The following is a 21912-nucleotide window of genomic DNA, read 5'->3' as shown; positions in this document are numbered from 1 at the left end:
GTTGTTATTGCTCAGTTTATGCTCAAACAGTGTAAGCATAGCATTTCGCAATTCCTAGCGAAAAAACTCACAGGCTTTAATAATAGAGGTTCTTAATGGAAAGTCAGGTCATTCAACCTGGTTCTGCGCCGCACAGTATGCTGAAAGGCGGACGTTCAAGTCGCAGGGCATTTAAGGATAAAGCGGCTCAAATTGGGGTCACGATTGGCGGCACTATGGTGTTTGTCGCCTTATTGTTGATCTTCTTCTATTTGTTATACGTGATTAAACCCATTTTCGACAGCGCGGATGTGACTCCAGTAAAAAGCGTGAGTTATCAACATGCTGAAGTCGCGACCCTGATGGTCGGTGCTGATGAGCAAAATGAGGTAATGTATCGCGTAGCCGCCGATGGCCAAGTGGATTTCTACACTGTTGCCGATGGCAGCTTACTCTCCAGTTTTACCCCGCCATTACCTGCGGGTGTGACCGTAACCAGCGCCGCGATTGCTGCGCCGAGTGAGCAACGTTTTGCCCTAGGTTTGAGTAACGGCCAAGCCTTAATCGTGGGTATTGAGTTTGGGTTAAGCTATCCCAATAATAAACGTCTTATCACGCCAAAACTGCGTTATAGCGCAGGTGAAACACCTATCACGATTGATGGTTCTGGTAGTGCTATCCACCATTTAGCTTTTAGTTACAGTAGCGATAAAATCACCTTTGCCTACCAAGATAATAATGGCATTTGGCGTTTAAGCCGTCTTGAAGGTCAAGAAAACATGATGACCGAAGAGATTGAGTGGACAACGACGAGTGCACTGCTCCCAGATGCCCCTAAAAAGGCGGCGCACCAATTAATGACCCCTGATCAACGCCAACTGATGTTGCAGATGGGCAATAAGGTGTTTGTTTACAATATTCGTGACATTGAAAATATCGATTTAATTCAAGTTATTGATGCCGAAAAGGACAAGTCTAAGGTTAATAATATTGCCTTGCTCGCAGGTGCTAGCTCGATTTTAGTGAGTTATGACAGCGGTGTGGTGACCCAGTACTTCCAAGTGAATGGTCCAAAAGGCCGTTTATACAAAGAGATCCGTGAGTTTACCGACTTAGCGCCAGTGGCCTCGATTGCCTCTGAGTTCTACCGTAAAAGCTTTGCCGTGGTGAGCCCAGAGGGTGAGTTATCACTCCTGTACACCACCAGTGAGCGCGAACTGTTTGATGAAAAGTTTGACCTTAAAAACCCAGGTGTGATGGGCTTTAGCCCACGTTCGAACGGCCTAGTGGTCGAAGCGAACAACCAACTGAATATCTTCCACGTGGAAAACTCGCACCCAGAAGTGTCTTGGAGCGCGTTGTGGAATAAGGTGTGGTACGAAGGTTACCCTGAGCCTAAATTTGTGTGGCAATCCACCTCGGGCAGTGATGACTTTGAAGCCAAGCTGAGCTTAATGCCATTGGCCTTTGGCACCATGAAGGCTGCATTTTACGCCATGTTATTTGCTGTACCATTAGCGATTGCAGGCGCGATTTATACCGCTTACTTTATGTCGCCTAAGGTGCGCGGCATTGTTAAGCCAACCATCGAAATCATGGAAGCTTTACCAACGGTTATCTTAGGTTTCCTCGCAGGACTTTGGTTAGCTCCGCTGATTGAAGAACACTTGCCGGGCATCTTAGTGCTGCTGATCTTGCTGCCGACCTCGATTTTGCTTTCAGCCTATTCTTGGAGCAAGTTACCCGGTAAATGGAAACAACGTTTACCTGAAGTCTATCAGGAGCTGATGCTGATCCCGGTTATCTGCTTTGTGGGTTGGTTCTCCTTTGCCATCAGCCCGATGATTGAAGTGGCATTGTTTGATGGTAACACTCGCCAATTTATCACTAACGAATTAGGCATCACCTTCGACCAACGTAACGCGCTGGTGGTGGGTATCGCCATGGGTTTTGCGGTTATTCCAACCATTTTCTCGATTGCGGAAGACGCCATTTTCTCTGTGCCACGCCATCTATCTAACGGCAGTTTGGCGCTGGGCGCGACGCCTTGGCAAACTCTGACTCGTGTTGTGCTGCTGACCGCAAGCCCAGGGATTTTCTCTGCGGTGATGATGGGCCTTGGCCGCGCGGTGGGTGAAACCATGATCGTACTAATGGCAACGGGTAACACCGCCATTATGGAATGGAGCGTGTTTGAAGGTATGCGGACATTAGCGGCTAACATTGCGGTAGAAATGCCTGAATCGGCAATTGGTAGCTCACATTATCGTGTGCTGTTCCTCGCAGCTTTTGTACTGTTCGTATTCACCTTCTTCTTTAACACCATTGCCGAAGTGGTAAGACAGCGTCTGCGTGACCGCTATAGCTCGCTGTAATGGAGATAAGATAATGATACTAAATACTATTTCGCCAATGACCTTGAGAGGTTTGTGCAATGGGTAAGTGGGTAAAATCAGGCTCGCCATGGATTTGGATGACAGGTGGCGCGGTGAGCATCAGTTTGATTGCAGTATTAGGTTTGTTACTGCTGATTGCATGGCGCGGATTAAGCTACTTTTGGCCTGCAACGATTTATCAATGGGAACTTGAAGATAACACTGGCGCACGTTCAACCTTAATCGGTGAGATTTACGATAGGGAAGAAGTGCCAACCGAACGCTTAACCGCCGCGGGCCACGTGTTTAAACAGCCACCCGGTGAGTTTGTGACGCGTTACTTAGTGAAAACCGGTAACCGTGAATTTGTGGGCCTAGATTTCCGCTGGATTTTAGCGACTGACATTATTAGCCGTAGTGAGCCAGCTGATGTCGCAATGCTTGAGCGGACGAAAAACGGTAACTTTTACGGTTACCCAGTGGCCGTGATTGAAAACGGTAAACGCTTAGAACTTAAAAACGATGCGCTTGAATCCTCCTTAATGGAACATATTGAGCGCGCAGTCGCACTGTCTGACAAAGCCTTATCACTGCAAAAACAAGATATTGGCTCGATTAACTACAACATCGAAAAACTGCGTCTAAAAGAGCGCCGTTACGAGTTAGATGGTGAGCTGACCGATAGTCGCAAGCAGGAGTTAGCCGCGGCGAAACATTCGCTCGAACAAGACTATAAAGTACTCGAAAAACAGCTGTTTGCCCTGCGTGATGAAGCGGCTCGCGACGCTGTGATTGTACGCGATATGCGCGGTGTTGAGGTGGAACTTAAATTAGACACTGTGCTGGATGTCACCTACGTCAACCACTTAGGCTTGATGGGAAAAATCGGTAAATGGTTTGTCGGGGTTGGCCGTTTCCTGCTGGATGACCCACGCGAAGCCAACACTGAAGGGGGGGTATTCCCTGCAATTTTCGGCACAGTATTTATGGTGATCTTAATGGCCATTATTGTTACGCCATTTGGGGTGATTGCCGCGATTTACCTGCACGAATATGCCAAAAAAGGCCCAATTACTAAGATGATCCGTATTGCGGTAATCAACTTAGCGGGTGTGCCATCGATTGTGTACGGGGTATTTGGTCTCGGGTTCTTCGTATACATGATGGGCGGCTCAATTGACCAACTGTTTTACGCCGAAGCCTTACCATCACCGACCTTTGGTTCACCAGGGGTGATTTGGTCGGCGCTGACATTAGCGATTCTGACCCTGCCAGTGGTGATTGTATCGACCGAAGAAGGCTTAAGCCGTATTCCGAGTGCTGTGCGTCAAGGTAGTTTGGCACTGGGCGCGACTAAGGCCGAAACCCTGTGGCGGATTGTGATCCCGATGGCAAGCCCTGCGATCATGACGGGTCTGATTTTAGCTGTGGCCCGCGCCGCGGGTGAGGTGGCACCGTTAATGCTGGTGGGTGTAGTGAAATTAGCGCCGACATTGCCACTGGACTTAAACTTCCCGTTCGTGCATTTAGAACGTAAATTCATGCACTTAGGGTTCCATATTTATGATGTGGGCTTCCAGAGTCCTAACGTTGAAGCAGCACGTCCTCTGGTATACGCCACCTCCTTCTTGCTGGTAACAGTGATTGTGGCACTGAACTTAACCGCGATTAGTGTGCGTAACCACTTACGTGAAAAATATCGTTCGCTTGAGCATTAATCAGCGATTATCCTGAAAGTATTAGGACTGAATATGATTTCTATAGATTCGACAGCCATGAAAACCAACAACTTTGACTTAGCAAACTTGAGCCAGAACGATACCGCGCTGGAGATCCGCAACTTAGACCTGCGCTATGGCAATAAGCAAGCGCTATTCAATGTGTCGATGAAGATCCCCAAAAAGCAAGTTACGGCGTTTATCGGCCCCAGCGGTTGTGGTAAATCCACCTTATTGCGTTGCATTAACCGCATGAATGATCTGGTGGACAACTGCCATATCGACGGCGAGATTTTGCTGCACGGTCAAAATATTTATGACAAAAAGATCGACGTTGCCGCCCTGCGCCGCAACGTAGGTATGGTGTTCCAGCGTCCTAACCCATTCCCTAAATCGATTTACGAAAACGTGGTTTATGGACTGCGTCTGCAGGGCATTAACAACCGCCGTGAACTCGACGAAGCGGCCGAGCGTTCGCTACGCGGCGCGGCGATTTGGGATGAAGTGAAAGACCGCCTGCACGATAACGCCTTTGGCTTATCCGGTGGTCAGCAGCAACGTTTGGTGATTGCCCGTGCGATTGCCATTGAGCCAGAAGTATTACTGCTCGACGAACCTACTTCGGCACTCGACCCGATTTCAACCTTAACCATCGAAGAGCTGATAACCGAACTTAAAACTAAGTACACAGTGGTTATCGTTACCCACAACATGCAACAGGCGGCGCGGGTATCGGACCAAACGGCCTTTATGTATATGGGCGAATTGGTGGAATACGCCGATACCAACACCATTTTCACCACACCGAAAAAACGTAAGACCGAAGACTATATTACCGGCCGTTACGGTTAATCACCTTGCCCTTGGCAGTGGTTATGTGAGTGATAAGCGATTAACGAAATAAGCCACCGCCTAGAACAGAGTTAAGCATTGCAAACTCCATCTAGGCGTTGATACAGTTGAGTAAAAGGTTGGCAAAATGGAAAATATGAATTTAAACAAACATATCTCTGGGCAATTTAACGCCGAGCTAGAAGATATTCGTAACCGTGTACTTGCTATGGGTGGCTTGGTTGAGCGTCAATTAGAGCAAGCCATCGACGCCTTAAGCACCTTAGATGCCGAATTAGCGCAAAAAGTGATCTTAGGTGACCATAAAGTCAACGGGATGGAAGTCTCGATTGACGAAGAATGCACCCGTATTATCGCCAAGCGCCAGCCCGCAGCGAGCGACTTGCGGATGATCATTGCGATTTCAAAATCCATTGCTGATCTTGAGCGTATCGGTGACGCCTGTGTGCGTATTGCCAAGGCAGCATTAGATAAGCGATTGAATAATCAGCAGCCTTTATTAGTCAGTATTGAAAATATGGGCCGCCATGCGACTCGTATGCTCCACGCCACTTTAGATGCATTAGCCCGTATGGATGCAGAGTCTGCATTGGAACTGCACAAGGAAGACGCTAAACTCGACCGTGAATATGAAGGCATTATCCGCCAATTAATGACCTATATGATGGAAGACCCACGCTCAATCCCCGATGTATTAGACGTACTCTGGGCAGCCCGTGCGGTTGAACGTGTGGGCGACCGCTGTAAAAATATCTGCGAATACATTATTTACTACGTAAAAGGTAAAGACGTCCGCCATACTTCCTATGAAGATATGGAAAAGGATATGAAGAACTAAACGCCTTTTATCACAAGGCGTTATCCACAAACGCTCTGCCTAATCCGCAGAGCGTTTTTGTTTAAGGGGGTAAATGGAAGAGGGCACTTGAGAGTCGTTGCTGATGCGTATTGGTAGGTGAGCCATGGTATTTGCTCAACGACACGCAGCGAGTCCATCCGTGGATGCTCGACCGCCCCGTCCGTGGGGCTGACGGTCGTCTCGCTAATCACCATGGCTCACATGTTTAACATCGGCGTAGCCTGTTTGTTTTAAAGGAGATAGAGACTCGTTTGGGGACAAAAGCGTGCTATGTTTTGCGCGAAATTATCTCCATTTCGGATAAAAAAAAATAATCCCAAACGCTGAGTCGTAACGAACTTAAGGATGTAACGCTTGGCTTGAGGCTTTTCCTTTACACCATTTGCCGCTGTTATGCTGTTTTTTAAACGCGCACATGCTATCCCATCGACCACTTATGCCACTGTATTGACGTCGAAACTCTTTGGCTGATGTGAGCCACGCATCGGGCGCAATGCCTAATTCATTGAGTAGTTTCGGCCGTTGATTATCGATATAGCCTTTCTTATCAAGGCGGATGGCGCGGCCTGTCCAATCAATCAGTTCGAGATAATCGGCAAAATGAAACGGAATGCCCGCTTGCTCATTTAGGTGAGCTGCGCCATCGAATTGGACCAGAGCCTTGTGGGGAATATGAGCTTGATTAGTTGCGGAGTCAGTTTGTGGCGTTGAGATGGCTAATGAACGATTGGGTGAATCTAGCGAGTTAATTCGCTCCTGAATCGATGTAAAATCAGAGGATTGCAAAGAATCGGCAATGCCTGCTCGAATGGGGTTTAAATCGACATACATCATACACGCGAGCAGGGCTTGCTCATCTAGCAGCGCTTGCGACTTAAATCGGCCTTCCCAAAAGGCGCCCTTGCACTCATCTTCACGATTAGCCTTACGGGCAATTTCTTCGTTTAAACAACGCATAAACCAAGAAATACTGCTTAATCGTTCATGCCACTCGGTAATTAAGCCATCGAGCAACATGCGTTCACCTTCGATTAATGCATCACCATTCATATACTTAGTCGCGACTGCATGGCCTTTAGTGATTTGGCACCAACGGCTGATAATGTCTTTTTGCGTTAAGGATTTGGCCTTATCGACATCTATTTTAAGCACTAAATGATAGTGATTGCTCATCACCGCGTAAGCGCAAATATCCACACAAAATATCGCAGACAAGGCTTTGATTTTATCAACAATCCAGCCACGTCGATGCTCGTAACTGCGCCCTGAAAACTTATCCTCACCGCACAAAAAAGCCCTGCGAACACAGCGATTTATCACGTGATAGAAGGGCGTTGCATTAGCATCAATTAGCTGTCTTCTGGCAGAAGTCATTGCAAACTCCACACAGACAAAATCAGGATAATTTAAAGCCTAGTAGAAGACGCTGAAAAACACAAAAAGATGTGGCTGTCCTCGCTATTTTAAAGCCTAGTTGAAGGTGCTGAAAAACACAAAAAGATATGGCTGTCCCCGCTTTTGCCCCTTGGCCTTGCTAACCCCGAGGTGACCATATATGTCCCCGCTATTTTGAGCAGTCCAAAACAGTAGAAGTGATCACTTGTGAACAGCAGAAGCGATCAATTACGCCAGTGCCGCCAATTGGCGGCGCTGCATCAAACTGCCCGCCCTGCTGGCAGCGACTGATCACTTCTACCGGCAAGCACTGCCCAGACCGCTGGTCGAATTGCCCGGTTTCAGGCAAGAAAAAGCCCCACATAAATGGGGCTAATTGACTAAAAGTGTGACGCATGTTCTATTTCTTTTCTATCTTTGTTCTTACAGTTCAATACTAAAGCATACTGAAAAAGGGAGGTCTTTAGGAAGATGCTTTGTTACATCTTCAGTTGGAACGTCTCCCTTTATTAAGTCAATCTTTCCATGGTCAAATACAAAACAATTTGAAGAGAAAGTGTAAGCTAACACCTCTCCTCGAAACGAGTTCACACACTTCTCGGGAATAGCAAGTAATCTGCAAAAAATATTAGATAGTTCACTGATATTATCTATATTATCCCTCACCCAGTCCTTATCTGCTGATACTAAGTACCAACCATTAACATTCTGCACTAGCACTCTTCTAGCTGATAATGCAAGCGCATCAGACATCAAGTGGGATGCTATTTCGTTTGCCGGTGACTCTGTATTTGCTAAGTACTTCTCAGGGTGCGCCTTTATTAACTCAACAGCCGTTGGTACTGGTTTTAGGTCGTTCAAAGTATATTTTTTCATGGCGTCGCTACTATATCTTCAGTCTTTCTATATGAGTTAAATGTTCCAAATGCTTGCGGAGGGACCAAATATTCATAACCGTCCGCTCTAAATCCACCAACAGGAATTTTCTGAAAGTAGGCTCCGTTAGCATTTAGCCCGCCCAGTGCTTTGTTTGAAATTATAAACTGAATGACGGCACCTTCTCCTCGTCGAGTGGCGAAGAATGCAGCGTCATCATAGTCAGTAGCCAAGTAAAAACCCGGTGGCCCATCTATTTTATTGCCAGCTGCTATCTGAGCACTAAGCGGCTCACCGTTTAGCAATCTGATCGCTGATTGAACGTCAGTGCCATGGTAAAGCACTATTCCTCCATCTGCTGTTCTTACTCTTGAAATTGCGGCCGCTTGCTCTTTCTCATACGCAGCTATGTTTGCAGCAATAATTGGTGCCGCAAGCGCTTCCATTTCTTCATCGGTTGCTGTTTTGGTCGGTTTGAGGGCCTCAATCCCTGCCATAACTGCACCACCACCTAGTAGTGCAGCGGCGCCTTTAGCCAATGTTTTGGCGCTTAGATTCTTTCCTGCTGCAGCGGCAGCGGCACCACCGAGGGTTAATACATCCGCACTCCCTCCACTGGTGCCACCATTCCCCCCGCCTTTAGCAATCTGCTGCTGGGATCCAATATCAGCAGTCTTACCAGCATTGGCTATTGAGTTGGCAACCGCAGCCTGACCTTTGCTGGAACCATTGCTGATATGCACATTACCTTGGCTATCCTTGCCGATATGGCCAACGGTTTTGCCGTCCGCATTGGTGATGGCTTCAGTTTTCCCCGCTTCCAAGCCATCGGCACAACCTTTCAGCGTATCGTCCGTCGAACAGTAGCCCGTTGGATCTATACCAGACATGGGGTTATTCATGATATACGAGTAGGGATTCACGCTCTGAGTCGATGTCGGACTCTGAATTAACGGGTCCACCGACATAAACCTACCCAGGTTGTAATCGTACACCCGGCCGTTCATATGAATTAACTGCTGCTCATTCAAATGCTCGTGGTCGGTAAAGCCACGGCGGTTTTTGTTGGTCACATCCAAATCCTGCAGCTTTGATTGCAGGGTATTTTTATTCACTATATCAGTACGATGCCCACCGCCTGTCGATGCGGTTCGCCCAAAGGGGTCAAAATAGCGCTGACTAACAATATTGCCATTTTGGTCCGCTAGGGTGGTGGCACTGCCGAGGCGGTCCTTGAGAGTAAATTGCAGCAAATGACCACGCTGTGAGGTATAACTGAGTACCGCAATGTCGTCTAAGTAGGCACGCCAGCTACCATCACTGTCGGCTTCGTAGTACTTATCGACATAATAAGTGGTTGTGGTTGTGCTACCGACTGTACGGCTCTGCTTGGCGCGCATATTATCGCTGCCATAGACAAAACTGGTGGTGGCACCACGGCCAGAGACACTCAGTGGCTTATCCATGGCATTGTAGGTCATGGTGAGGCCATCACCCACACGCAAATTGCCGCGCTTGTCGTATTGAAAGTTTACTGTGGTGTTATTGAGCTTAGTCAGCTGGCACACTGCGTTAGGGCCAGCATTATTGCCCGCTGCACAGCTGGCATTGCCACCATAACGGTAGGCTGTGGTGCTATTGGCACTGTAGTCGGTCTTGTTAAGGAAGTTACCGACTTTATCGTAGGCATAGTTAACTGTGGCGCTAAAGGTCGGATTGGTATTGCTAAACTGATACTCGGTTAGGCGATTAAGCGTGTCATAACGGTAACTCTTAGTTATGCCTGTCACCCCATCACGTTCACTGGTGAGATTCATAAACTCATCATAGCCATCATAGTAGTGCGCATGAATCCGCCCCAGCGGGCCATCCACCTCAACACTCGCCATGGTGCCTTCACTGTAATAACTGCGGGATTCAGACATCACCCGGTTACCAAGGTCAGCGCCTGTGATATGGCCCGCTTCATCCATGGCTGTGACTTGACGATATTGATAGCCAGAAGCTGCATTGCTGGTCTGCTCGAGGTAACCGTAATCGTTATAGCTATATTTCAGGGTTAAGCCGTTCGGGTATTCGAGTGCCTTAGGACGACCATAGAAGCTATCGTATTGATGTTTAACCGTGCGACTCACACCATCAACGGTCACTGTGGTTTGCGCCAATTGCTGCGCAGTTGTGTAGGCATAAGTGCGAGTGACGCCGTTTTCGGTTTCAGAGGTGAGTAAGCCTTGTTTGAGCGTGTCCCACACGAAGGTGGCAGTACCCGGCGCGCTGCCGCCTGAAGTGGTTTTGCTAGTGATACGACCCAGAGTATCCAGGCCGAATAGCTGGATAACATCGTCATTGAGATTGACAGGATCCATGATGTAAGTTTGCTTATCCAATTCGCCTACGCTGTTGTAACCAAAATTGGTAGTGCCTTGATTAGGGTCGATAACTTGGGTTTTATGCCCAAAACCGTTGTAAGTCGCCTTGATATCACTATTGTTGGCATCGCGGATAACTAACGGCCTACCAGCGCTATCGTAGGCAAACCGGTTGGTGCCATTCTGCGCATCCACGGTTTCATATAACCAGCCTTGACTACCATAGGTGCGCGACATACTGCGACCGCCGACGGTAATGTCTGTGGTGAGGCCATTATATTCGTAAGTCGACACAAGGCCGCCGGACTGACCGTTAGGTATGCTGCGGAATTTGGGTCTATCGAGTGCATCAAACTCACTGAACTCGGTATAGTCTGCCGCCGTGCCGTTACCATAGGGCGTCGATTCTCGGGTTAAGCGGCCGAGCGCATCATAATGCTTATCCTGATATTGATAGCCGCCATCGAAGCCCTGAGTTGCCGTGCGCAGTAATCGACCTTGGCCGTCAAAATATTGCTCCGTTTCGGGGATACCTGCACCACTGGTGCGGGTCACCACCACAGGAATATTGTCGTTGTCCTGGGGCGGATTATTCCCCTCATTGGCGAGTAAATAACGCAAATAGCGGGTTGGACTACCCGTCTGTTTGACCTGCACCGGACGACCGATACCATCGTACTGGGTTTGAGTCACGATATTATTAGGCGCTATCACTTTGGTGGGGAGTCCTAGCCCCATATCGTATTCGGTAGTGGTGATATGGCCCTTGGCATTGGTGACCTTGTAAGGCAGATAACCATCGTCAGCCTGAGTTGTACCGTCTTTGGTGTAGGTAAAACTGGTTTGCCTTGCCGCCATGGCGCTACACGTACTACTTTGCCCTGTGGTTTTAGTCCACAGTGGCAGACCGTAACTGTTTAATCCGGTTTCTTCGACGCGATAACAACTGCTATTACTGGCGGTATAAGTCACTTTAGTGGGTAACTTATGATTGCTATCCCAGGTATTGACCGTTTGCAATTGCCACTGCGCCTTATCCATCGTGCCGACGGGGTCATCTCCCCAGTTGCGCAGCGCAGTAGTGTGGCTCGTCTTTATCGAATTGAACTTATTGAGCCACCAATTATTAATATCGGGCACATAATCGGTTTCCGTGACACTGGTATAGGTATTCGCCTGACCCTTTATGTAATCTGTAACCGTTTGAGCTTGCTTTTTAATATTGCCCGATGAATCAACATCACTGGCATTCACTTGCACTTCTTGTGTTGATAAAGCAATGCCCTGTAAATCCCAGCTTTGCTGTAGCGAGCGGGTTTGAATATTGTGGTAAACACCGCTTAGGGTGTGCTGTGGATTATCTGCCCAAGTGTTCGTCACTTGGTTAACGGTAGTCGAACCTACGCTGACCGTTTGTTCAGTTAGCAGTCCCACCTCAGGAAACTTCTGCTTGAAGACGCTATGCACGGTCTTATCCCGCTGCATATCCTTTTCCCAGATTTGATTAAATCCGGTAAAGCCACGTCCTTGCAGGTTGTACATCGCGCCTTTATAGGCATATTGGGTTTCATTTTCGCCACTCTGTCCGTTGCTTTGCTTGAAGGACTGCACCACATACATACTGGAGGCGAAATGCACATAGCCGGTTCCCACTTCATCGAAATCTGTGGCGTAGAGTTTATCCTGCCCGGCACTGCCTTCTCCTGTTGACAGTGGGCGATAACGCCATTCGCTACTGTTACCAAAGCCATCCGTCACTGATTGCAGGTAATCCGTGGCGGCATAATCGTTGGTTGCTTGTCCAGTACCCGAACCATAGTTACGGCTGAGGTAAGCGCCATATCGCGCGCCCCACATGCTTGAACCCGGGTTTTGTATCCACGTTTCGTTAAACTGTCCCGTGCCAGGCACGCGTGGCCCATAGGTTGTGAGCATATCAACCAGACCATCCCCAAATGTATCCACCAAGCGGGATTCATGGGCAGAGCCGTAATATGGGGTGGATTGCTTTACCAACCCCCAGCGGCCATCGGCTTGCAACACGAATTTAATTGCATCGTATTGATAAATCGAATCATCAAAATCTGAACTGGCAATTGGTTTGCTGGGAACCGTATTAAAACTGTTTACAGGCATATCCCCATAGAGCGCATCACCACAGAGTGTCCTTTTGATGCCGCTGCCCGAAGTCCCACCGGGAAACATAACATAGGCACAACCCGTGATAACCCTCGTACCTGGAAGTAATATTTCCTCAATACCATCTAAATCGATGTCAGCCGTTTGCATACTGTCAAAGTATTGTGGGTAAATTACATCCATAGGCTCTTGCGCCGTGACCACCACCGAATGGAAACGCTCTTTCAAATGCAGATTGCCCGCAAAAGCCACCCAAGGGGCAAACGTGGCGCGTCCTTGATTAAGTTCATAACCAATCACGCGGTCATTATTTACCATGCGCCAGGAAATAATGTCCGCTAATTCATCACCATTAATATCAATCAGCTTTTGGAAAAAATGAAAACCATCCCCAGTATGGAATGGATAAGTTGGAGCACTTGACCATTGCACACTCCATTGTTGCGGTGTGCTGTTATTTAAGATGAAACTTCGCAACACGGGGACAGGGGCATTCGCCGCACCACTGCCGCCCAAGCTTGACACCACAAAATCCACCATCCCATTGCCATCAATATCACCCGCCATAGTGACATCAACTTCAGGTCTTGCTGGCCAACTTCCCAGTTTAGGGTCTATTGCGGTCTCATGGATTAATTGAAAGGAATTCGCGGAATAAGGCGTTGATGCGTTACCCGTATTTAAATAAGCCCGCCAATAGCCTTTACCGCTCACAACAGTAAAGACCATCAGGTCAACATCCCCATCTCCGTTGAGGTCAGTCGCGCTCATTAGCCTATCAGGGCTTGGAAAGCGATTCGGATTAAAAGGGATGCCCGTTGACACATACGAAGCTGCCCCTGATGCAGATAATTGAATATGTAAGATGTTGTTGATGGATTTAAAGGGGTCGACTTTACCGTCATGGTCCGCATCGAATGCAACACAAATCCAACCATCGGAGACATAATCGTTATAGCAAGCTTTCTCATGAGTAAAACCATTTTGACCCAGCATGTCCTGCTCTGCATTTGAGTCATATCCTGGGAAATCGGTGGAACCATCACCATTAGCATCGCCATGCGGGGTCACTTTATTAATGTCCAACTCACCTGAGAATACCGTTTGCCCACCAATGAGGAGTTCATTGGCTTTAACTGTTGACGCGCTATCGCGCCAAGTCAGTTGAGTTTGCGGTGTGCAGCGGCCTAAGGCATCGCACTGCGCTAGCGCCTTTAATAAGTGGCGCCCACTAGCCGGACTCAGTTGATAATCAAACTGATATTGATGAACTAATTGTCCTCCTGCACCATTGACCTTAAGCTCTGATAACAAACGAGTACTGGTTGTTAGCCCTCCGGCCAGATAACTTTTACGCTTGTCAGTCCGAGGCTGATAATAAAATGTGACATTCCTATCACCTAATGCGCCCAAACCACCTGTATATAAAATCTGGCTAAGAAGATGCTCACCCGCCACGCTCGTATCGTATTGATAATCGATGGTATTAGCGCCATTGGAATAAGACTCCTGAGTCACCTTCCAACTGAGTGCAGTGCTTAAGCCGCTTGGCACAAAGCGACTGTTGGCGTTTGCGCCATAGGTAGCCTTGCTACCATCAGGTTTGTAGGCGGTAAAACTGCTGTTACTGTCATTAATATTGCCGAGCTGTACCACTTTAGTGAAGGAATCCATCTCAGTGCGATATTCGGTATTACCTGTGCCATAGGTGCCAGTAATGGCAATCAAGCGCTGGCCATCGAGGCACAATCGGTCTGTTGAGGCATTAAAGGTGACCGCACGGGTAAAACCATCCTGCGCAAAGGTTGCACCACAACGACTAATACTTGAGCCCGCATTGAGTGACCAGCCCATCCCCAGCAATCCATTACCAGATTGAGAGTTGTAGCTAAGTGATATCGAAGGTTGAACGCCATTACGCCCTGGCGGTAAATCGATAGGAATGTGATAACTTGCCTGGCCACCTGAAACGCCAGCTCGCCCCTTAACCGCAGCCGCACTTAAATCAACAACTTCAGCGGGCTCGATATCACTACCGCCCGCATCGGCAACTGTCACCCGTGATAGGTTTTTCCAATCACTGCCAAGCACGGGCAAACTGACCTGAGTATTGCTGGATAACTTCCAGGCACTGCACGCCGTTGAGCAAGCCCGCACTTGATATTGATAGGTGCCCGAAGCGAGTCCCGACAAAGCATAACTGGTGGCCGTTCCAGAATATTTCGCAACCCATACGCCACCATTAATGCGTTGCTGTAACTCATAACGCGTAGCGCCACTGACGCCAGCCCAAGAAACGCTAAACGCCCCTGTTGTATTGGTTGCAGGAGTCGAGATAGAGGCTGGAGCCGAGGGGGTAGAAGGCGCAGAAGGAGTGCCAACAAGAATAGAAGGGCTATAAGCGCTACACAATGAACCTTTGCAAGCATTGATGCGATAGTAATAACCTGGGAGGGTCTTATTAGGGAGTTGCAATAATCGTTTGCTTGACCAATCACCACTGCAAACATCACCCCCAACAGCAAACGTAGCATAGGCAGCTGTATTATCCGCTTGACCTAATCCCGTATAGATTGATGCCCAAGACTGATTATTGATGGATTCTTGGATATTAACGGCAGTGACAGAGCAATCAATACTCCAGCGTAATTCGACACTTGACGAAAAACGACTACTGGAAAGAGAAGGTATTGCTACAGGTAAAGGAATACTTGGCAATATAGGGTCAATTTCAACATCAGGTTTTGTCAGCGCCGCCTCACTCGGTGCTCCCACAGACAACCCCAATAGCAATATAAAAGCGGCAAAAGATGAGTGACGGTGCGGTGTCCACAGAGGCAACATAATATTCCCTTTAGTTTAACTTTCCTTTTTTGTCAAATCAAAATACAAAAATAAATACATGATTGCAACACATTAAAAACAAACAACTAACTTAAGTGCTTGCGAATCAATATTGCGATAAGGCTGACTACGGTAAATAGGGGATGTTTTTTTGGGGGCAGAGCTACCGTGCGATTAGACCAAGGCAATGGCGCTCAACACAACCACTGCCTTTATCCATTTACACCTCAATGGATTCCGATATGCGCAGTGCATCTTCAATCTCAACACCTAAGTAGCGGACGGTGTTATCTAACTTGACATGGCCAAGTAATATTTGAATCGCTCGAATATCTTTCGTTCTACGGTAAATCAGCGTGGCTTTGGTTCGGCGCAGTGAATGCGTGCCGTACAATTCACTATTTTGGCCTAACTGACGCGCCCAGTTTTTGACTATCGCGCGGTAATAGCTATAACTCATCGGCTGATGAGCACACCTTGGGCTCGGAAATAAGTAGTCTTCTGCGACGAGCCGCTTTTCAAGTAACCAAGAAGTCAAACAATGTTGGGTTGGTAGCGTAATTTCAAACTGCACTTCACGGTGAGTTTTACGTTGCGTTAAACGCACTCGCGGATTAATGATGCCTGCTGAGGTAATGTCTTGAACCTTCAAATGCAGTAAGTCACAAGCGCGTAATTTTGAATCAATCGCCAGATTAAGTAACGCTAACTCAGCAATATTATGCTCTAACTCCAAACGAGTGCGAATGCGCCAAATCTCTTCCAATTTAAAAGGTCGTTTTTGTCCCATGGGATGACCTTTATTCCAAGCGTCCATACAAACCTCCTCGGGTAGTGATGAATAGACACTTAAATTTTAGGAAATGGTGCGCTTAATTGGACACATATGGATTATAAAATCTCATGTATAAATGAAATTAAAGCGGAGTCTAAAAATGGAGTGCTAAATTGCTTTGGGGCAAAAAGTTTTTAGCTAGATGAACAGTTCAATGGTCGTAAAGATTGTCATTGTTGCAACTGTGACCGTTGGCGGCATGGATGCCGCCGTCGAGCCCTCAGGGATGAGTTTATGGCGTGTCACTGGGGAAGCAACAGTGAAATAGCTTGCCAAACACGGTGGTCAGTTTAAGCCAGTTATCATGGGTTATAAATCCGTCCATATATTCTTTAATAAATAACACTATCGACTTGTTTTAAACTCGCTAAGCAGGAAAAACCGCTATAGCACTGAGCACCAGTGCGAGCGGTATCAGCGTGATCATGGCAAGGGTACCTAGACAACCAGACAGTTGTTTTTGTCGTGCTAAATTTTCGGCTTCACTCATTTGTTTAACTGCCTGCTCTACATCTGCTTTTCGTTTTTCGAGTAACTGTGCAGAGGCGATAACCAGTTCTTGAGAGTCAGCAGGAACTTTCTCGGTTACTAGGGCGAGTTCACCTTTGAAGGCGTGTACCGTATAGCGATAATTACCTTTTGAGAAAGTGTCTTTCTCAAAGCTGACATTCAGTACTGCATTGCATCCACAATGCTTTGCAAGCTGTTCTAAATGACGTCTTCCTTCGCTGGGGTCTTTAAAAAAGCGGGTCGTAATGGGATAGCTAACAAGCACTGTGCCGTTTTTAGGGTGGCGGTCTTTAGTGGTAAAAAAGTCAACTAATCGCTCCCTGATAAAGACTTCGGGCAAACTGATCGCTTTGGCGGCTAGGCCTTTAGGTGTGGGCGTTGGATCAAAATGGACCATTCTGCCTTTGACTAACTTGCCTTCATCTTTCTTGTCTAATAGTTCAGAAAAATGCAAAAAATAGCTTTCACCATCATCGCCTTGGATAAACCCATACTTTTTAGCGGCAAGGTATGAGACAACTTTTCCTTTCAAAACAGTAGCCTATATAAATTGATGCTCAGCCGAGAATTATGTTACTAGCCTAGCGTTATAAATGAAAAATATTATAAATCAAATAGATAATCAGATAAACGATCTGAATTTATCTGCAACACGGCACATAGACCATGTCTTCGAATCTAGGATCGTCATAGGCATCTGCGTGGGAAAGGTGTCCATCAAAAGCCCCAATTTTATTGATGGTTGATCCTTGTTTAAACACGATTTGTAAACCGTGCTCGGGCTCCCAATCGCAGTGGCAAGTAAGGGAGATATACACGGCGTTATCCCCATGTAGGCGGCGTGACACCATTAATTCGTCGCCAAACTCAATATGGCGCCACACTTGGTTCGGGCTAGGAATATGAATATGTTCTTCGCTCGCAGGCGTAATGTATGCGCAGCAATCTTGATAATATTGGTAAATCGCGTCTTGGGCTTGCTCGAGTGCGGTATGGTCTAGGGCGAGAAAATGTTGCACCGCAGTGTGAAAATCCTCCACCTGTGGGTCGGTTTCGTACTCTTCTAAGACAAACTCAAATTTACCGCTTAGCGCATTGATCTCAATGGGTTGGCTTTTAAGCCAGCCATCATAGGGATCAACTTCAAGCAAACCTAGGATGGGTATTGTTATCATCTTATCATTCCGTTCATTGTTGACTTTATTAGCTAGCTATTGCTGAAATTTATTTTTGTAAAACAATATTTTATAGTATTTCTATTCTGAAATAAGGTTATTCGTGCCGATTAAATATGATTGGATTAGACGCTACTGCGTGCAGGCCGGCAGATATTCGGATAATTCCAATAAATTCAAATCGGGGTCGCGGATATAGACGGAGTTGATGCGACCTGTGGCGCCGGTGCGCAGGACTGGGCCTTCAATAATCTCAACTTCAAGGTTGTTTAAGTGGTTGATCACTTCTTCGATATTGTGGCTGACCACAAAACAGAGATCGGCGCTGCCGGGCGTAGCAAGGTTTGCCTTCGGTTCAAATTCGGCGCCTGCTTGGTGAAGATTGATTTTTTGATCGCCAAAGCTTAATGCGATACGGCCCTGACCAAATACGGACTTTTTCATCCCTAACACGCGTTGATAAAAGTCGACACTGGCCTCGATATCTTTCACAGTTAACACTAAATGGTCTAGGCGGGTCACGCGCATATTCTTTCCCTCGATGCCGTAGCAGTTCGTTATTGGTTTTCTCTGCGCCTTACCTTACATCAAGTGCTGGTGCAAAAGTGACTCTGTGGTAGCATTTAACGCGCTTTTTAGCGTAAATAATTTATGCCTTTTTTTATCCCATTGGATTTGATGAGATTGTAATGAAGAAAACCTTAGCCCGTGGCTTGATGAACCTGTTGCCGATGGCGTTAAGCCTGTGGTTATTTTGGTCATTGTTTGTATCGTTAGATGGTTTAGGGATTTTTATTTTAGAGTTGGTAGGGATTAACCAACATTTTGTCGGCGCGGGCTTTATCTTAGTCGTGGCCATAGTGTTTGCGGTGGGCCTGTTGTTTTCGGTGAGTCCCATTGTGTGGCTCTATGGCTGGATTGAACGTCAGCTGATGCGTTTTCCGCTGTTTAAATCTGTCTATGGCAGTATTCGTGATATCGCTTCCTTAATGAACCGTGAGGGCAAACCCAATACTCAGCAAACTGTGTTGGTTAAACAGGCCAATGGCGGGTTTGTGGTGGGCTTTATTATGACGGATACGCCGCCGCAGCCGTTGCTCGATGCTTTACCCGAAGGGGATTGGGTGCCTGTGTTATTCCAACTCAGTTACCAAATGGCGGGGGTGACTAGCCTCGTCAAACGTGAAGATTTGATTTTAGTCGACTGGTCTTTTGAAGAGGCGATGCGCTTTAATTTAACGGCGGGTATCTCACAAACGCCGGGCGCGGCAACGGTAAAAACTAAAGCTGAATAAAGCTGTTTTGGTTTTTTACGTCAAATAGAGGTATTTTTGTGATATAATCCGATGGCGACTTAATAGGTCGCCATTTTTTATGCTAATTCAGCGACTGTTGTTTAGCATTATCTGTATCTCTATTGAGTCAGTTTTCGACAGTATGTGGTCTCTGTTCGAAGGCACTCCAGTAGAGCTTAAGCAAGGCCGAGTCGTTATTTGTTACGGGTTAACCGTTAACCGTTAACCGTTAACCGTTAACCGTTAGCCGCTAATCGCGCTTTGCATTCCTCACTCTCGATATCACCGATATCGAACCGCTTATATGCATTATGTCGCCATTGAGGTTGAACCCTGCGATCCGGTCGCATGGTGTCGATGCTCGCTGTCTTTAAGAGGGCGGCTGGTTCTAAAAGGGCATTGCACAACTGCGGTGTAGTGGTTTGTCGAGCAAATGGTTACTGACTTTGCTATTGCGTAAAAGCGTCGAGCAAACAGGAAAGTGGGGAAGCGTTATCAATATGAGTATGACATCACAAGGTATTGCTGACCGCGAGCCCTTGTCATGGATTATTTATGCCTATTTCATCCTGACCACATACTAGCTGAGGCTAGGGTTACCTATTATTGTGCTATCTCTTCAACATCGAAGGGATGTTAATAGGGAACTGGCTAGAACAAGGGAGTTTTATGTCTATCAAGTCGAGTATTAATCCACCGGTTTTTTATTCGTCGGTCTTTTTTATCACATTAATGGTGATGATCTGCGCCATTTGGCCCACCGAGGCCAATCACTTTTTCAAATCCATGCAGTCGTGGCTAGAGGCGAAAGCGGGCTGGTTGTATATCCTTGGCGTGGCGGTTTTTCTGATTTTTATCATCTTTGTTATGGTCAGTCGCTTTGGCGATATTAAGCTAGGCCCCGATCATGCCGTGCCCGACTATAGCTATAAGAGCTGGATTGCCATGCTGTTTTCGGCGGGGATGGGGATTGGATTGATGTTCTTCGGCGTTGCCGAACCCGTGATGCATTACTTAGCGCCGCCCGATGCAACCCCTGAGAGTTTGGCAGCCGCTAAAGAGGCGATGAAGATCACTTTCTTCCATTGGGGCATACATGCGTGGGCGATTTACGGGGTGGTTGCCCTGAGCTTGGCCTATTTTGCTTATCGGCATAAGTTGCCCTTGTTACCTCGCAGCGCACTCTATCCCTTAATCGGTGAGCGCATTCATGGCCCGATTGGCCACTGCGTCGATACCTTTGCGGTATTGGGGACAATGTTTGGGGTAGCGACCTCCCTAGGCTTTGGGGTGTTGCAGGTTAACTCGGGCCTAAGCTATTTATTCGCGCAACTGCCAAATAACACCACGGTGCAAGTGTCGCTGATTATTGGCATTACCTTACTCGCCACTTTGTCGGTTTTTTCGGGACTCGATAAAGGGGTGAAGCGCTTAAGTGAGCTTAACTTAGGCTTGGCCCTTATTCTGCTGCTGATTGTGTTAATCCTTGGCCCAACGGTGATGTTGCTACAGGCTTTTGTGCAAAATACTGGTAGTTATCTGAGTGATATTGTTAATAAAACCTTTAATCTGTATGCCTATCAGCATAAGGAAGACTGGCTTGGCGGTTGGACGCTACTCTACTGGGGCTGGTGGATTTCGTGGTCACCTTTTGTCGGCACCTTCATTGCGCGGGTGAGTCGCGGCCGTACCATACGTGAGTTTTTAGTCGGCATTTTATTTGTACCTTCGGCGCTGACCTTTTTGTGGATGACGGTATTTGGTAACTCGGCCATCGACGCTATTATGAATCAAGGCGCGACCTACCTAAGCGAAGCGGTGAATACCAATGTTCCCGTGGCGCTGTTTGTGTTTTTTGAACATATGCCGTACCCGCACCTGTTATCGGGCATTGGGATTTGTTTAGTGGTGACCTTTTTTGTGACTTCATCTGACTCGGGATCCTTAGTGATCGACAACCTGACTTCGGGGGGCGATAACAATGCACCCGTTTGGCAACGGGTGTTCTGGGCATTACTCCAGGGTGTGGTGGCCTCAGTGCTGCTGCTTGCGGGTGGCTTACAGGCACTCCAAACCGCCGCTATTGCCAGTGCGATGCCATTTTTATGCGTGATGCTGCTGATGTGTTTAGGGCTGTATAAGGCGCTGAAGGACGATTGGCTTAAGATCAACAGCGTGCAGCTCCATACCACCAGTGTGCAATATGCTAAGACCAATATCAGCTGGGAGGAGCGTATCGAAGTCTTAGTGTCGCATCCCACGGAAGATGAGGCGCGTATCTTCCTCAATAATGTCGCGACACCAGCGTTATCTAAGGTGTGTCAGCAATTTATGAGCAAGGGACTGACGGCGGATCTTGAGTATCTCGACGGCAAAGTGCGATTGGTGATTAGCAACGAAGCCTATCAACCCTTCGTATACGGTGTGCGGATGCGCTGCTTTGAAATCGTCAATCCGGTCGGTGAAGAGTTAGAGCAGGGCAACAATTGGTATTATCGCGCCGAAGTGTACTTAGAGCAGGGCGGCCAGCACTATGATGTGATGGGCTATACCGAAGAGCAGCTATTGGCGGATGTGGTCACCCAATACGAGAAATACCTGCACTATTTGCACTTGTCCAATGCTGACCAAGGACATGTCGCCTAAACGTTTTGCGCATCAGAAATATTGCCCCAAGGAATAACTCGGATT

Annotated in this window: 15 protein-coding genes; 7 read left to right on the top strand and 8 right to left on the bottom strand. The window is 47.4% G+C overall.

The features are described 5' to 3' along the window. The first annotated feature begins 95 nt into the window (after positions 1–95). The 4 genes from IEY09_RS08165 (at position 96) to phoU (ending at position 5762) form a co-directional block, all read left to right on the top strand. Positions 96–2354 carry an ABC transporter permease subunit gene (locus tag IEY09_RS08165; RefSeq protein ID WP_188870588.1) on the top strand — a complete coding sequence of 753 codons (2259 nt, stop codon included), beginning with the start codon at positions 96–98 and terminating at the stop codon, positions 2352–2354. A 59-nt stretch (positions 2355–2413) separates the two neighbouring features. Further along, positions 2414–4072, top strand: coding sequence for a phosphate ABC transporter permease PstA (pstA, locus tag IEY09_RS08160; RefSeq protein WP_188870586.1), 1659 nt, complete (start codon positions 2414–2416; stop codon positions 4070–4072). Positions 4073–4105: 33 nt separating this feature from the next. Further along, positions 4106–4924, top strand: coding sequence for a phosphate ABC transporter ATP-binding protein PstB (pstB, locus tag IEY09_RS08155; RefSeq protein WP_037416943.1), 819 nt, complete (start codon positions 4106–4108; stop codon positions 4922–4924). Between the two features lie 127 nt (positions 4925–5051). After that, positions 5052–5762 (top strand): phosphate signaling complex protein PhoU, encoded by a 711-nt coding sequence (gene phoU / locus IEY09_RS08150; RefSeq protein ID WP_037429875.1) that lies wholly within the window; start codon positions 5052–5054, stop codon positions 5760–5762. 360 nt (positions 5763–6122) lie between these two features. Here the strand turns inward: phoU and IEY09_RS08145 are convergent, their stop codons facing one another. The 8 genes from IEY09_RS08145 to IEY09_RS08110 form a co-directional block, all read right to left on the bottom strand. Further along, positions 6123–7157, bottom strand: a complete 1035-nt coding sequence (locus tag IEY09_RS08145; protein WP_172590342.1) for a transposase — start codon at positions 7155–7157, stop codon at positions 6123–6125. 190 nt (positions 7158–7347) lie between these two features. Beyond that, positions 7348–7575 (bottom strand): hypothetical protein, encoded by a 228-nt coding sequence (locus tag IEY09_RS08140; RefSeq protein WP_188870584.1) that lies wholly within the window; start codon positions 7573–7575, stop codon positions 7348–7350. Between the two features lie 26 nt (positions 7576–7601). Continuing rightward, complete coding sequence (locus tag IEY09_RS08135; RefSeq protein ID WP_188870582.1) at positions 7602–8054, bottom strand: hypothetical protein; 453 nt, start codon at positions 8052–8054, stop codon at positions 7602–7604. Beyond that, positions 8051–15406 (bottom strand): RHS repeat-associated core domain-containing protein, encoded by a 7356-nt coding sequence (locus tag IEY09_RS08130; RefSeq protein WP_229777776.1) that lies wholly within the window; start codon positions 15404–15406, stop codon positions 8051–8053. Before IEY09_RS08130 ends, IEY09_RS08135 begins: the two co-directional genes overlap by 4 nt. Before the next feature lie 220 nt (positions 15407–15626). Next, on the bottom strand, positions 15627–16223 hold the full coding sequence (locus IEY09_RS08125; protein ID WP_188870580.1) for a tyrosine-type recombinase/integrase: 597 nt from the start codon (positions 16221–16223) through the stop codon (positions 15627–15629). A 385-nt stretch (positions 16224–16608) separates the two neighbouring features. Next, positions 16609–17283 carry a cold-shock protein gene (locus IEY09_RS08120; RefSeq protein ID WP_188870579.1) on the bottom strand — a complete coding sequence of 225 codons (675 nt, stop codon included), beginning with the start codon at positions 17281–17283 and terminating at the stop codon, positions 16609–16611. Between the two features lie 109 nt (positions 17284–17392). Further along, entirely contained in the window at positions 17393–17926 is a 534-nt protein-coding gene (locus tag IEY09_RS08115; RefSeq protein ID WP_188870577.1) for a DUF6985 domain-containing protein, read from the bottom strand. Positions 17927–18058: 132 nt separating this feature from the next. Further along, a complete protein-coding gene (locus IEY09_RS08110) occupies positions 18059–18454 on the bottom strand; it encodes a VOC family protein (RefSeq protein WP_188870575.1) in 396 nt (131 codons plus the stop codon). Between the two features lie 161 nt (positions 18455–18615). On the opposite strand from IEY09_RS08110, the gene IEY09_RS08105 reads away from it, so the two are divergent. The 3 genes from IEY09_RS08105 (at position 18616) to IEY09_RS08095 (ending at position 21867) form a co-directional block, all read left to right on the top strand. Beyond that, positions 18616–19221: a DUF502 domain-containing protein gene (locus IEY09_RS08105; protein WP_011717603.1), complete on the top strand. Its 606-nt coding sequence runs from the start codon at positions 18616–18618 to the stop codon at positions 19219–19221. A gap of 79 nt (positions 19222–19300) precedes the next feature. Beyond that, on the top strand, positions 19301–19447 hold the full coding sequence (locus IEY09_RS08100; RefSeq protein WP_188870573.1) for a hypothetical protein: 147 nt from the start codon (positions 19301–19303) through the stop codon (positions 19445–19447). A gap of 443 nt (positions 19448–19890) precedes the next feature. Continuing rightward, complete coding sequence (locus IEY09_RS08095; protein ID WP_188870571.1) at positions 19891–21867, top strand: BCCT family transporter; 1977 nt, start codon at positions 19891–19893, stop codon at positions 21865–21867. Positions 21868–21912: the final 45 nt, after the last annotated feature.

The sequence above is a fragment of the Shewanella xiamenensis genome, from assembly GCF_014647135.1.
GTDB classification, from domain to species: Bacteria; Pseudomonadota; Gammaproteobacteria; order Enterobacterales; family Shewanellaceae; genus Shewanella; species Shewanella xiamenensis.
The sequence above is the reverse complement of the archived record's forward strand: the minus strand, read 5'-3'. Positions and strand labels throughout refer to the sequence as shown.